The organism is Clostridium pabulibutyricum, from assembly GCF_058242705.1.
Genome location: NZ_JBZAYZ010000002.1, coordinates 161,524 through 176,339 on the forward strand (window position 1 = coordinate 161,524; position 14,816 = coordinate 176,339).

The 14,816-nt window shown below is 31.9% G+C and carries 13 protein-coding genes; 2 read left to right on the plus strand and 11 right to left on the minus strand.

Annotation, left to right across the window (positions count from 1 at the left end; all coding sequences use genetic code 11):
• Window positions 1-40: 40 nt before the first annotated feature.
• From AC4CVH_RS04080 to AC4CVH_RS04105, 6 genes are all read right to left on the minus strand, one after another.
• Window positions 41-1,000, minus strand: coding sequence for a helix-turn-helix domain-containing protein (locus AC4CVH_RS04080; RefSeq protein WP_490786461.1), 960 nt, complete (start codon window positions 998-1,000; stop codon window positions 41-43).
• A gap of 347 nt (window positions 1,001-1,347) precedes the next feature.
• Window positions 1,348-3,063, minus strand: a complete 1,716-nt coding sequence (locus AC4CVH_RS04085) for a methyl-accepting chemotaxis protein (RefSeq protein WP_490786462.1) — start codon at window positions 3,061-3,063, stop codon at window positions 1,348-1,350.
• A 350-nt stretch (window positions 3,064-3,413) separates the two neighbouring features.
• The gene (gene def / locus AC4CVH_RS04090; RefSeq protein ID WP_490786463.1) at window positions 3,414-3,866 is read right to left on the minus strand and encodes a peptide deformylase; all 453 of its coding nucleotides are present in this window, start codon (window positions 3,864-3,866) and stop codon (window positions 3,414-3,416) included.
• Window positions 3,866-4,102 carry a helix-turn-helix transcriptional regulator gene (locus AC4CVH_RS04095; protein ID WP_490786464.1) on the minus strand — a complete coding sequence of 79 codons (237 nt, stop codon included), beginning with the start codon at window positions 4,100-4,102 and terminating at the stop codon, window positions 3,866-3,868. The genes def and AC4CVH_RS04095 overlap by 1 nt, the downstream gene beginning before the upstream one ends.
• A 220-nt stretch (window positions 4,103-4,322) precedes the next feature.
• Window positions 4,323-4,493, minus strand: coding sequence for a hypothetical protein (locus AC4CVH_RS04100; RefSeq protein WP_490786465.1), 171 nt, complete (start codon window positions 4,491-4,493; stop codon window positions 4,323-4,325).
• A gap of 15 nt (window positions 4,494-4,508) precedes the next feature.
• Window positions 4,509-4,817 (minus strand): methyltransferase domain-containing protein, encoded by a 309-nt coding sequence (locus AC4CVH_RS04105; RefSeq protein WP_490786466.1) that lies wholly within the window; start codon window positions 4,815-4,817, stop codon window positions 4,509-4,511.
• Between the two features lie 97 nt (window positions 4,818-4,914).
• Between AC4CVH_RS04105 and AC4CVH_RS04110 the strand changes: the two genes are divergently transcribed.
• A complete protein-coding gene (locus tag AC4CVH_RS04110; RefSeq protein ID WP_490786467.1) occupies window positions 4,915-7,884 on the plus strand; it encodes a DEAD/DEAH box helicase in 2,970 nt (989 codons plus the stop codon).
• 35 nt (window positions 7,885-7,919) lie between these two features.
• On the opposite strand, the gene AC4CVH_RS04115 is transcribed toward AC4CVH_RS04110, so the two are convergent.
• Together AC4CVH_RS04115 and AC4CVH_RS04120 are read right to left on the minus strand one after the other, a co-directional pair.
• Entirely contained in the window at window positions 7,920-8,303 is a 384-nt protein-coding gene (locus AC4CVH_RS04115; RefSeq protein WP_490786468.1) for a (deoxy)nucleoside triphosphate pyrophosphohydrolase, read from the minus strand.
• A gap of 70 nt (window positions 8,304-8,373) precedes the next feature.
• A complete protein-coding gene (locus AC4CVH_RS04120; protein WP_490786469.1) occupies window positions 8,374-9,105 on the minus strand; it encodes a hypothetical protein in 732 nt (243 codons plus the stop codon).
• Between the two features lie 136 nt (window positions 9,106-9,241).
• On the opposite strand from AC4CVH_RS04120, the gene AC4CVH_RS04125 reads away from it, so the two are divergent.
• On the plus strand, window positions 9,242-10,120 hold the full coding sequence (locus tag AC4CVH_RS04125) for a LysR family transcriptional regulator (RefSeq protein ID WP_490786470.1): 879 nt from the start codon (window positions 9,242-9,244) through the stop codon (window positions 10,118-10,120).
• A gap of 780 nt (window positions 10,121-10,900) precedes the next feature.
• Here the strand turns inward: AC4CVH_RS04125 and AC4CVH_RS04130 are convergent.
• From AC4CVH_RS04130 to AC4CVH_RS04140, 3 genes are all read right to left on the minus strand, one after another.
• Window positions 10,901-12,016 (minus strand): GerAB/ArcD/ProY family transporter, encoded by a 1,116-nt coding sequence (locus AC4CVH_RS04130; protein ID WP_490786471.1) that lies wholly within the window; start codon window positions 12,014-12,016, stop codon window positions 10,901-10,903.
• A 105-nt stretch (window positions 12,017-12,121) separates the two neighbouring features.
• Entirely contained in the window at window positions 12,122-13,270 is a 1,149-nt protein-coding gene (locus tag AC4CVH_RS04135; RefSeq protein WP_490786472.1) for an MFS transporter, read from the minus strand.
• A gap of 124 nt (window positions 13,271-13,394) precedes the next feature.
• The gene (locus tag AC4CVH_RS04140; protein ID WP_490786473.1) at window positions 13,395-14,801 is read right to left on the minus strand and encodes an aldehyde dehydrogenase family protein; all 1,407 of its coding nucleotides are present in this window, start codon (window positions 14,799-14,801) and stop codon (window positions 13,395-13,397) included.
• Window positions 14,802-14,816: the final 15 nt, after the last annotated feature.

Here is a 14,816-nt window from a genome sequence, read left to right on the forward strand (position 1 = left end):
TGGACATCTTCTCTACTCTATTCAGACTTCAATACTCCATTTAGACATTTTTTCGATATGAACTAGGATTTACTCCAAGAACCTTTTTAAATGCCGTGGAAAACTTACTCGCATTACTATATCCCAGACATGACGCAATATCATTGATTTCTTTTGTTGTACTCTTAAGCAATTGGGCCGCCTTCTGCATTTTATACTTTCTTATAAAAGAATATATACTGTCTCCATATATCTCCTTGAATACAAGTTTCATAGTTGTAAGCGGAATTTCAAATTGCATTGATAAATCATCAAGGCTGGTTCTTTCAGAAAGGTCTGATATCAAGTATTTTTTTATACTTTTTACCGTATTGACTTGTTTTTTTAAATAGTACCGCTTGCTCTGTTTTAACTCTTCTTCTTCAAGGGTGCTCAAAAAAAGAAGTATTTCCAAAACCTTGACTTTAAAGTATCCCTTGCGTATCTTTGCAGATACTGAATACAGCTCTGAAAAAATATGTCTTATACTTTTGTTTTCTCTTATTATTAGGAATTCTCCATTACTTCTGCAAAATTTGTTTTTTAGTTCTAACAAATCCACTGAAACTTCATCCAAAATACACGACAAACATTCAGGCACTTTGTTAAAATCAATGGCAATAGTAATTCCATGAAAATAATTAAGTGGAAAATAAGACATGTTGTTTGTACTGTTTTTTTGATTTATGGCAAGATTTCCTCTGGAAAGGTACAAATACTCTCCTCTTCTGCTATCAAACTCAATTATTCCTTCCCTGCAGTGATTAATCTCAAGAATGTTTTTAGGAGGATCCATATCCACACTCACAAGTTGAGTATGAATATCATTATAAATTAATTCAATACCCGGAAATACCGAATAACTAGTCATAACAGCACTTCCTCCTGAATTGGAAATTGTGTAAATAGTACAATCTTCATCTTTTCTTGTAACACATACTCCGCTTCCATATAGTTGCCTGTCTCTATCTCCTGCAAACATATTATCACCTCATATACTTTCACAATTCTTTTACATTGATAATAGTTGTCATTATCAGTATATTCTCTCTTCTTTAAGCAGTCAACAATAATGTGAAAATACAATTATACTCGCATTATTATTGTTTACTAGAAAACGAAATAGCTATTATACTATGATTAAGCGACAACACATGGGAGAACAGGCAATGAAAGCTTATTCTTTCGTTTAATCATGGAAATCCAGATGCTAACCTGTTCAAACCGTACATTGACTATACTAGGCAAACCAGAAATAGTAATAAAGATTCATGACCAACGCATAAAAAAATACTGCCGTAAAATAACTCTACAGCAGCATTTTTATCGTTATAACTTGAATTTCTGTACCATTTCGTTTAATTTTTGTGCATTTTCAGCTTGTGCCTGTGCTGTTTTCGCTACTTGTTCAACTCCCTGCGTCGATTCATCTATACTTGCTTTTATTACAGAAGTATGTTCAGAGGATTTCTGTGCTGCCTCAGCCATACCCTGAGTAGCTTCACTAACTTGATTTATAGTTGCAGTCAGTTCTTCCGACATGGCAGCAATTTCTTCCGACATTGTACTTACAAATTCAGCTTCATTGTAGTATTGGTCTCCCATACTTCCAAAAGATTTAAATTCCTTGCCAATATCCTTATGAACAAAATCAAGTATATCCGATCCATTGGAAGACATATTTTTAAATGCATCCTGAACTTTTGAAATAGTATCCTGAATCCCTGTTACTGCCTCTGAAGACTGTTCCGCAAGTTTTCTTACCTCATCTGCAACTACTGCAAATCCTTTTCCTTTTTCTCCAGCCCTCGCAGCTTCTATTGCAGCATTCAAAGCAAGCAAATTTGTTTGTTCTGCTATACCTGATATTGTATCAGCCATAACCTTTATGTCTTCCACTACTTTTCCATCATTAATTGCTCTTAACATTTTTTCTTTCTTTTCACTATATACCTGCTGTGTTTGTTTGATTGCTCTGTCACCATTTTGCTGTACAGTCAAAGCATGTTCTTTGGACTTGTTTGCACTGTTGCTTCCATTTAATGATTTCTGTGAAAGTTCACCTATACTAGAATTTACCTCTTCAATAGATGCAGTAATTTCTTCTGTAGATGCACTTGTTTCCTGAACTCCCGATGCAATATTATCTACCGCATTTTTTATATTTTCCATTTTAGAGGAAAGCTCCTCGGAAGTAGCCGACAATTCTTCAGTGGCTGAACTCATATCCTGCGAATTTTCAATTATTGTTTCAACAAGATTTCTTATATTATCCTTGGCATTCATAAGGGCTTCTCCAGTTTGTCCAAATTCATCTTTTCTAGTTACTTTATAACCATAAGATAAATCATAATTTTCAAGTTTATTTGCATAAGTCAACATATGACCAAGTACTTTATGTATGTCATTTGAAATTATTATACCTATAAGTATAGCAATAACAACTCCTAAAAATACTATTATATACATTATTACATTTGACCTGCTGTATAATTTTGAGTTGGTTTCATTACTATTTTTTGCATATTTCAAGTTCAAACTTATCAATGTATTCAAACTTTTAGAAACACTTTCTCTGGCAACTGCAGCTTCGCCCATAAGTTCCTTTTCGGCAGATTTATAATCTTTCTTAGCTAAAAAATTATTTATTTTTTCAATTATATCCTCATAAGTCTGCAATTGGTTTTTAAATGTCATCCATATATCTTTTTCATCTTTATCCATTTCATACTTTTCAATATCTTTAATATGCTTGGCACTATTGCTTTCTTTCTCCTTTATATCATTTTCAGCATCCTTTCTTCTTGAATCATCTTTCTGATATACAAATTTAAGCGCATCTGCTCTTACCTCGGATAAATCCTTATTCATGTCAGATAATTTGTAAACGATTTGCATGTTTTTGTCATACATAGTTGTTGAATTCGTCGAAATTTTCTTTAGCGAAATGGTACCTATTATTCCAACAATCAAAATCAAAGCCGCTATAATAAGATACGATACAAGTAATTTTACCCTTACTCGTATGTTTTCCAAAAAGTTCATTAAAACTCCTCCTTGTATAATTGTTTTTTGATACTATCTAATATTTAAAAATATTTGTTAAATAACGGAAAATATTCTCATATTTAATATAATTATATTAAAATAAATATTAAAAAATATTACAGTACTTATATTCGTCATCTTTTTAACAAATTTAATATGTATCTACAAATTAATTTAGTTTTTTTGTACAAATGAACATATAAAAATACGCAGATGCCTTCTTGTAACACTTTTCAAATCACACAAATGAATAGCAGTCTCAAACTTATCATTTAAGACTGCTATTTCTTATAATGTCATCTATTGAATGTATTAATTTGATTTTGCCCCATCATTTTTCAATAAAATTACTTTATATATTCAGTAACAAAGTCAGTAAAAAGAATACCATTCAAATGGTCTATTTCATGACAAAAACATTTTGCCAAATCTTTTGTACCTGTTAATATAATTTTTTCTCCATTTTCATTTAATGCCTGCACGATTACTTTTGCAGGTCTCTTTAACTTTCCCCATTTGTTTGGAATGCTCAAACAACCCTCTACAACATTTTGTATTCCCTCTTTGTGAGTTATAATTGGATTTACTAATTTTATAAGGCCCTGTCCCATGTCAATTACAACCAATCGCTTTAATATACCTACCTGGGGAGCAGCTAATCCTGCACCATTCTTTGAATTATACATAGTATCAGCCATATCATTTAAAATTTGCCTTATTTTATCATTCACAACTTCAACTCTTCTGCTCTTTTTCCTTAATATTTCATCACCATAAACTCTAATTTCCCTTAATGCCATCAAAATGCACCTCGGCTTCTAAGAGCTCTCGATTTTCTTTCACTTTCCTCAAAAATAAAAACATCTTCTATAGACTTATTGAAAACTTTTGAAATATCATAAGCAAGCCATATTGAAGGTTCAAATTTTTCTGTTTCTATAGCATTAACCGCTTGTCTTGATACACCTATAAGTTTTCCAAGCTGCTCTTGAGTAAGACCGATAGCTGATCTAAATTCTTTTAATCTATTTTTCACGAATCACCACTCCTGTAAGGTCAAATTTACATTAACAATATAACATGTCTAAATTTTGATGTCAACTTAACCTTACAAATTGTATTTTCATTACCATATAAATAACAATAGAGACTATGAATGTGTGCAATAATTAGAGCAAATATGCTTCTTAGTGAAAATGCAACACCGAGTAAACTTATTACACTTCCAAGATAATACGGAAGTAGTGACGATCCAATCATGTTTTGAAAATTATTACTTCTAAATAAGGGCTTATCCAAATACTTCCTATAAATGCCATACTAACAAACCATATTGGTCCTTTGTCAGATTTCTTGACTTTTTCTTTTGTTATAGATTGACTTGCATTATACGCCATATAATGCACTCTGAAAAAATCGAAATACATACTTAAATCCAGCCTTTAAAGTCCAGGATTTTTGCAGTTAAGAATATTAAACAGAGTTATATAGTTAATTCTGCTTTCATATTTTTTTATTTCACTTATTGTATATTCTTTAGATACTTCTCTATTAACATGATTTATCATACTTTCATCTACATCTATTCCAATTACACTACCTGATACAAACTTCGAGGCAGGTATTAAAAATGTTCCATATCCACAACCTGTATCTATTAAATTATTAACTTCTTTATTTACTTTAAATTTTCCAAGAACCTTATCCGGTGTAAAAAAGTATTCTACATATCCTCTGATAGCATATTTCATAGTTACCACCTCTTTTTACCGACTATACATTAATCTTTTCTACCTTTCCATGATATAATAAATATCGGATGATTTTTTACATAAGGGAAGTGATTTTTTGGATAATAAATATACAGTAAACAATAAGAACTCTTTTAGAGAAACTATAAATCCAAAATCCATTGACAATACTCCATCAAAAATTGGCAATAATATAATAGAAGCCAGCAAAACCGGACTTATAAATAATTTAATAGATTCAAACCTTGCTCTACGACCAAGACTCATAATAAATGATTATAAAAAAGGCGAAAAAGTTTTAAGTGAAATAATTTCAGGACTTGAAAAATGCAGTGAATTTATGTTGTCTGTAGCTTTCATTACAAACAGTGGTATTCTTCCCCTACTTGAAACTTTAAAGGTCCTTATGAATAAAGGAATCAAAGGAAAAATACTTACTACTGACTATCTTAACTTTAGTGAACCTAGTGCCTTGAAAAGACTTTTAAGCTTTCCAAATATAACTTTAAAAATGTACAATAAAGATAATTTTCACACTAAAGGCTATATCTTCAAATATTCCGATCATTTTAAGGTAATTGTAGGCAGTTCAAATCTCACTCAAACAGCCCTTACAAAAAACAAAGAATGGAATATAAAAATATCCTCTCTTGAAGAAGGAGGACTTACTATGTCTCTCCTTGAAGAATTTAATAGCATGTGGCATGATTCAGATAACTTAACTATTGATTGGCTTAAAACTTATGAAAGTATATACAAAAGCCAACGCCGATCTTTTAGAGACAGTCTTGTTCCAAGTATATCTCAATACAAGCTTAAACCAAACAAGATGCAAGTATCTGCTATTGAATCTTTAAATAAGCTAAGAAAAAAAGGTGCTAGAAAAGCTCTCTTGATTTCTGCTACAGGAACTGGAAAGACTTATTTATCTGCATTTGATGTTAGAAACTTTCATTCAAGAAAAACTCTTTTCGTAGTACATAGACAGCAAATAGCAAAGCAGGCTTTTAATAGTTATAAGAATGTATTTGGAGACACAAAAACCATGGGAATTCTATCTGGAACTTCCAGAGATCTACATAGTGATATTATATTTTCAACAATTCAGACCCTTTCAAAAGACAATACTCTTAAGTCATTTTCTAAAACTGAATTTGACTATATATTAATTGATGAAGTTCATAAAGCCGGCGCAATTACTTATCAAAAAATTGTAAATTATTTTGAACCAAAGTTCTTCCTTGGCATAACTGCAACACCTGAAAGAACTGATGATTTTGATATATTCAAACTGTTTGACCACAATATCGCTTATGAAATACGTCTTCAAGATGCTCTAAAAGAAAATTTATTATGTCCATTTCATTACTTTGGAATTACAGATATAATTGTAGATGGAAAGTACCTTAATGATACTTCGGATTTTAAATATCTTGTATGTGACGACAGAGTTAATCACATAGTAAAAGCCATTGATTTCTATGGGTTTTCTGGTGACAAAGTAAGAGGGCTTGTATTTTGTAGCAGCCAAAAAGAGGCCTTTGAACTTTCAATAAAATTCAACAATCTGGATTTTAGAACTACAGCACTAACAGGAAATAACAGCGAAGAAGAACGTGAAGATGCAATCAAGCGTTTAGAAATGCCAGAGTGTAACCAGTGCCTTGACTATATCTTCACCGTTGACATATTTAACGAAGGTGTTGATATTCCTTCTGTAAACCAAGTTGTAATGCTAAGACCCACAAAATCTTCAATAATATTTATTCAACAGCTTGGCAGAGGTCTTAGATTGTTTAATAACAAAGAGTATGTTGTGATAATAGATTTTGTTGGAAACTATAATAATAATTTTTTAATTCCTATAGCCCTGTCAGGAGACAAGAGTTACAACAAAGACAACATTCGGCGATATGTACTTGAAGGAAATAGAATAATTCCGGGATGTTCCACTGTAAATTTTGATCTCATATCAAAGAAAAGAATATTTGAATCTATTGATAAAACTAACTTCAACGACATAAAGCTTTTAAAAGAGAGCTATAGATTATTAAAACAGAAACTTGGAAGAATTCCAAATCTTGAAGATTTCGATTACTATGATTCTATAGATCCTTTAAAGATATTCTACAACAAGAATTTAGGATCTTATCATAAATTCTTAAAAAAATACGAAAAAGAATATAAAGTTGAATTGTCAAAGGATGAGGAACTATTCATAGAATTTATTTCTACAAAACTTGCCTGTGGTAAAAGAATTCATGAGCTGGAACTTATAAAATGCTGTATAGAGTTTAAAATAAATCTCATATATTCACTCAAAAGAATTTTAAAGTTAAATTATAACATTTTCTTTAAAAACAACACCGAAAAATCTGTAATAAACGTGATGACAAATAAATTCCAAAGTGGTTCTACCAAAAAAACTTATTCAAAGTGCATTTTTATTGAAAAATACAACGATGATTATAAAATATCCCATAAGTTTTCTTCTGCATTGAAGAATCCACAATTTAAGAATATGGTTCTAAGTTTAGTTGAATTTGGGATATCAAGATACAAGAAATATTACAGCACACCTTATATGAATACAAACTTTCAGCTATATGAAAAGTATACATATGAAGATGTATGCAGACTCCTTGAGTGGGAAAAGTGCCAGGTTCCATTAAACATCGGAGGATATAAATTTGACAGGGAAACAAAAACCTATCCTGTTTTCATAAATTATGATAAATCAGATTCTATAAGTGACTCTATAAAATATCAGGACAGATTTATATCTTCCTCACAAATTATAGGAATATCAAAAGCAGGCAGAACTTCTAAATCAGAAGATATTATCCAGGCTTACAGTGCTGAAAAAAATGGTGTTTTCATGAGTTTATTTGTTAGAAAAAACAAGGATGACAAAATGTCTAAAGAATTTTATTTTCTCGGGAAAATAAGAACACTTGGAAATCCAAAAGATTTTATTATGAAAAACACAAATAAAACAGCAGTAGAAATACATTATCAACTTTTAAACCCTGTTAGAGAAGATATATATAATTACATAATCTCATAATAAAAGAAATATAAAAGCGGCATTAAAACGCCCTTTTATATTTCTTTTAATTTTTCAACTACATTTATATCTGCAGGTACCCAGGTAAGCTCGTCTAAGTTATCAAGTGAAAGCCACTTCATGGCATCATGAACATTAAGCTTGATTTCACCTCTTATAATTTCGCATAAAAAACATTCCATTTTAAGATGAAAATTCGTATAATCATAATCAACAGTTGTTATGTATTTTTCCACCTTTACATCAAGTTCAAGTTCCTCTTTTATTTCACGAACTACTGCTTCTTCTGCAGTTTCTAATGGCTCAAGCTTTCCCCCTGGAAATTCCCACATATTTTTTAATTCCCCATTCATCCTCCGTGTTGTAAGTACTTTATTGCCTTTTTTTATAACTGCCGCAGCCACATTTACTGTCTTCATGCATATCATTTCCTTCCTATATTTAATAACTAATACTAAATGATACTTTATTTAGTATTAGTTGTAAATACTACATTTTAAATAATAGACTCGCAATGTGCTTTGCATTTTTTCCTCCAAGTTTAAGTCCCTTTACACAATAATGGCAATATGCCACAACTTCGTCTGTTTTAATATTTCTGCAGTGACTTATCATAATACTCTTTTGTTCTTCAGCTGTATGGGCTTGAAATTTCCCCTCAGAATTTTCTACAAATCTTTTCGGTGCAAGCTTAAGATTCCTTTTAGGAGAAGGTGCATACAAAGATGTTCCACAAAATTGAGTCTTTTCGTAATTCTGTTCCTGTTCAACTATATCTACATTCATCTTTTGAAGCAACTTTCGTACAGCTTCCTGCTCACGTCTATTGTCAAAAGATCGCCAACAATCTTGAATTGTCATTTTCTTATGCCCATACTCCGGAAATTTAAACTCTGAATCATTTAAAATAAACTCCCAAAGAGACATTCTAGGTACCTCCGGCATAGTTTCCTCAAAAATCCCAGCACAGTTATGACATACATATATCATTGTAGTATTTCTCCCAAACTCTTTAAAATCCGGAGTTCTTCTCCATCTCTCTTTAAGCCACTCCGGCATCTCACACGTAAACTCCTCAAGCTTGTATTTTGGAACACAACATCTTATTATATCCATATCAAACCTGTTTTTTAGATAATCCTGAATTTTTACACTTAGTAAAGGATTTTCTCTTGTAAACACACAACTTGCAACATATATATAATTTTTAAACTTCTCCACTTTAAAATCCTCCTTGTATTCTAAAAAATTTCTTTTACTTATTATAACATCTACCCTGCCATATGATATAATATGAAAAACAGATGTTTGCCATCACTTATACTGATTGCAAATTTTGAAATGAGGTTATTATTTCATGAAGAATTTAATTGATATTCAATCTTTGGTTATGTTTAAACTCACAGCACAAAATGGAAGCATCTTAATGACTGCACGTGAACTTAACTACGCTCAGTCCAACGTTTCTACAAAGATTCAAGAACTTGAAGACTATTTAGAAACAACCTTATTTTACAGAAATAATCGGGGAGTAACACTTACTCCAAAAGGTGAGATATTATTAAAATACACTGAAAAAATACTAAATTTAATAAATGAAACCACAAACATTATAAAAGATGGCAGTTCTCCAAAGGGTATTCTTCGCATAGGCTCCATGGAAACAACTGCAGCCGTTTATCTTCCAGAACTTCTCTCAAAATATCATAAAAAACACCCAAATGTAAATTTAATTTTAAAGACTGGAACCACCGAGAAAAACATTGACGAATTGCTCCAGCATACTATTGATGGCGCCTTTGTAGCCGGTAAAATAGACATACCCGGTATAATTCAGAAAAAATTTAAAGAAGAAATTCTAGTACTTGTCACAGCTTCATCATACCCCGATATACACTCTGCAGAAGACATCAAAAATAAGACTATAGTTGTATTTCCATCTGGCTGTTTTTACCGAAAGACACTTGAAAAGTTGTTTCAAGACAAGAAAATATTGCCAAATAAAACAGTAGAGTGCAATAACTTGGAAACTATAATAAACTGTATATGCTCGGGTCTTGGAATCAGTCTTCTTCCTCTTTCCATAGCAAAGAAATATATAAAAGAAGGCATATTAAAATGCCATAAAATTGAGGAACGTTATTCAAAAATACAAATTTCATTCATTTACAAAAGTTTTAACTATATCCCTAGGTCTCTATTAGAATTTATAAAAATGTTCTCCTTTAAAAGTTAAAAAATCTAAATTCTGCTTGACATTAAAATCGTAAATTCAAATTATCGCTTCTAAATGAAGAAACACTTATGCTGTTTCATGATATATCTGAAACATTCTACGAGGATATGATCAAATTTTTTCTGATTTTGACAGACTCACGGATAAAAAGCTAGAAGAAAAATAAACTGCCTTGAAGCAGCATTTCTTTTTGCTTTATTCGTTAAGATACTTTACAGTAAACAAGCTTTAATCAGGGAGGAAATATTATGGATAAACGGAATACTTAGGAAAGGGTGAACTTCCAGAAACCCTTGAAAAATTGCCAATTGAATATTTTATAAATGAAATTTCTTTTATTACACAAAAGTACAAAATTGATAATATTAATTTGACAATCCAAATGGGCGGAAGCTGCTTTACTGCTTACAAATTACATGAAATCAACCGTTACAGTAGCTCTTGTTCCATCATGTTATGTATTTCAAGGATTACTTTACACCTTCACTCCTGAGAATTTTTCGCATGGCACTTCTTAGTGGAAAGTAAATAACTTCCGTACATAAAATTTTATTTTGACCAAAATACCATGAATAACATAACAGAAAATAACTATTGAAAATGCTATCAACTATACAGGCAAAATACTTTTCATTTCAGAAGAAAATGACATTAATTGGCCAAGCAAGGAAATGACTGATCTGTTAATTGAACACAGCAAAAATAAAAGCAACATTCAACATATTACCATGAACCTTGAAGATCACTATCTCATGAATTATGCGCTGAAAAATATAAAGTTCACACCTTCTTTGGATATTTAAGCTTTTTAACATGATTCTTTCTTACATTGTAAACTACTAATGTTAATATGGGAATTATAACCTGAACAGGAAAATGAATGTACCTCATTATAAAATTATGCCCTATATACATCTGCTGGGTGAAGCTTTTTGATATGATAAAAGATGCTATAAACATTATGATTCCAAGTACAATAGATACTGGTTTTGTATTTTTCAATTTAAGTATCCCAGAAGCTCCGACTGCAGCAACATACATAAAAACAGAAATTCTAAAAAATCCGTCCACTAAAAATGAAAGTACAAATATTATATCCAGTCTTGTAAGAAAATCTCCAGCATCAATAATCCTATAAGTTTCAAGTAATGGGAAGTTACATCTTGTAGCAAAGTTAACTCCAAGTGTACCAATAAACAAAATACTGTTTATTGATAAAACGACTCCTTCTGTTATTACAGCCAATGATGCAAATTTTTTTATCTTCTTACTCTCAGATATTATGGGGTATATCATCGTAAAAACTACATTTCCACCATAAGGTACTATAGCAAGTTTCCACGAATTTTTTAAAAGATATATTACACCATTACTTAAAACGGGCTTTATATTAGATATGTGAAAAGCATCTGGTGTCATGAGTATCAATATAAAGCTCGTTATTTTTATTAAAATCAATATTATAACATAAAGTTGTGCCATACTGGCCAAAGTCTCTATACCACAATATGTTACATAAATTATAGTAGCAGCTATAACCACTCCGAAAAGTATCTTTGGAGTATACTCCAGTGCTGTTTGAGATGTAAGCTCCAAAAATTCCCTGAATATATTGCTGGCTATATATACAAAGTAGGCAATATACACAACTGCCAGTATATTGCCTATAATTTTTCCATATATTTTAGGCAAATAAGTTACCAGCGTATCCTCAGGGTATTCTTCATAAACAGTTATATACATAAATTGAAACAATATGCCCACCAAAGAGTATATTAAATATGCTATCCACATATCTTGTTTTACATCCGGAGTCAAAAAATACAATATAATGCTTCCATATTGAAAAAGTACCATTAATATAAAAAATTGATATATGGACATTCTTTTTGGCATAATTAACCCTCTTCTACAAGTTTATATGATTGAATATTATTTTAATCATATTTCTACTTAATTATACTGTCCATCCAATACAAAGTAGTTTTCCACAATCTTATTTCAAAATATTTCTTTAAATTTATAGAAATATAAACAGCCGCAAAAGCCTAAGATTGCTATAATTCCCATAAAATAATAAGCTGTTCTCATTCCAAAATTCTGCGATAGCATTCCTGAAAATATTGGAATCAAGGTCATTCCAACTGCATATATAGCTTGATAATACCCCATGGCGGTTGATTTTTTTGTCTGCGGAACATTTTTCATAGCTTCACTTGTGCAAAACGAGAAAAGAATTCCCTGTGACATAGCAATTAAAACTTGTGAAAAATATATAGTTGTAAGGGATTCAGCATTGGGAACAATTATACAGTATATTGAAACACATATAAGTATCCATGGCAAAAAGAACCCTGCTCCAAGCTTTTCAGCCATTTTCGATGCTGAAAAGTAGGAACTGGCCACCGCAAATCCTATGTATATTATAGAAATTATTCCTATTTGATATCCCCGTGCACCAAGTCCTTTTGCTATCTCATTTGTAAAAGACATTGCCGTAGACATAACTATACCCTGCTGAATCATAGCTACAACAGAAAAACCAATAAGTCTCTTGTCCCTGTAAACAGACGTAAGTTCTTTTATAGGTAGAGGTATAAAATCAGGTTTTGGCTCCTTTATAAAAATTGCCATTATAGTAGACAAAACTGACGCAACTATACTTAAAACACATAGAAAGTCCATTCCAAATCCGTCATAAAAAAATAATCCCGCAACAAACCCAAGTAAAATTCCTAAATTATTCGCAGCTATAATTACCGCCATGGACTTTTGCATATGACTTTTATCAAAATAATTAGAATAAAGCACCATAAAAGATATCCACATTGCAGATGCAAGCCCTGACAGAAAATTTCCAAGTAGGAACCCAACTGGTCCTGGTAAAACCACTCTTAAAATTGAGGCAAATCCGCTTGCTCCTGCACCTATCAGTATAAAACTTTTGTGCCTTCCTCTAATATCTGCCATTATGCCTACAGGCATGCGCAGAAGCATTTGAGACAGTCCGTATACTCCAACTATAACTCCCACAAAACTTGCTCCAGCACCTTTTGAGAGAAGGTATGGAGTCTGATATGGCATGTATACATATTGTGAAAACCAAAATAATATTACAATTCCAATCAAGATATTTTTTTGCAGCTTCAAAACTATTCCCCCTTAAATAATATCCGGTTTATTTTTTCAACAAGCACAAATAAAAAGCTTTCTATGATTTTTATTCTATCATAGGAAGCCCCGTTTTTTTTATAAATCATCCATATTCAATATATTACTTGATATTAAAGGAATCAACTATAGTACATCTTCGTTTTCTGCAAAATGACCTGGCCGATGTAAGACCTTCGCCTGTAGGTCCTGCAATGGTAAAAGTAGTGTGTCCTTCACCACCGACTCCTATGCCCGCGTAAGATGGAGCATTTTTAACAAATATTGTTGTCTCAAGCAGTCTTGCCATTTTAGTGAGCTTGTCAACATTTTTTGAATGCATAATTGCAGTATGCCTATTACCGTGCTCTGCTGCATATGCACATTCTATGGCATCATCAACATTGTCGGTCCTTACAATAGGAAGTATTGGCATCATCATTTCTTCTGTTACAAAGTGATGACCCCTGCTCACTTCCATTATAATTACCTTAATATCATTACCAACATTTATTCCTATTTTATCTAAAATATATGGAGCACTTTTTCCTACGAAGGAAACTTTGGGCCCGCCTTTTTCATTTGTAACCAGCTCTAAAAGTTTTTCTATTACAGAAGCATCCTTAATCTCATAGGCACCGTTGACTTTCATATAATGTATCAAATAATCACATACTTCGCTTACTACAAATACTTCCTTTTCCGCAATGCACGGAACATTATTGTCGAAACTGCAGCCATTTACAATGTCAATTGCAGCTTTCTCTATATCTGCCGTTTCATCTACTACAACCGGTGGATTTCCAGCCCCAGCCCCTATTGCCTTTTTTCCTGTTGACATAACCTTTTTTACAATAGTAGGACCGCCTGTTGCAACAAGCATGCGAATTTTTGGATGATTCATCATAATATTTGTGTTCTCAATTGAAGGCTCTTTAACTGTAGCAATTAAATTATCCGGCGCACCTGCTTCCTCAAGCGCCTTGTTTAACATTATAACCAACTTTACAGATGTATTTTTAGCCCTTGGATGCGGACTGAATACAACTGAATTTCCACCTGCAATCATGGCAATTGAGTTGCAGATAATCGTTTCTGTAGGATTTGTAGTTGGTGTTATAGCTCCAATTACGCCAAAAGGACAATACTCAACTAGTGTAAGGCCTTTGTCACCTGTAATAGCTTCTGTTTTCAAATCCTCCGTCCCATATGTCTTTTCTGCTGCAATCCTGTTTTTTATTAATTTATGTTCATATTTGCCTATCCCTGTTTCATCAACCGACATTTTGGATATTAATTCTAAATTTTCTTTTTTCAAAACCGCCGACTTTATAGCATCAACATATTCTTGTCTTTTGCTCACCGATGAGATCAATAATTTTTTCTGCGAAATGCTGGAGGTCTCGATAGCGTCATTCATAGTTTCAAAAATACCGTAGTTTTTTGCGGCCCTTACGCCATCATTGTTGGTTCTAACCTCTTCTACCGCTTCTTTTACCAACTTTTCAATTATACTCATATCCAATTCCATTTTTATTCTATTCCT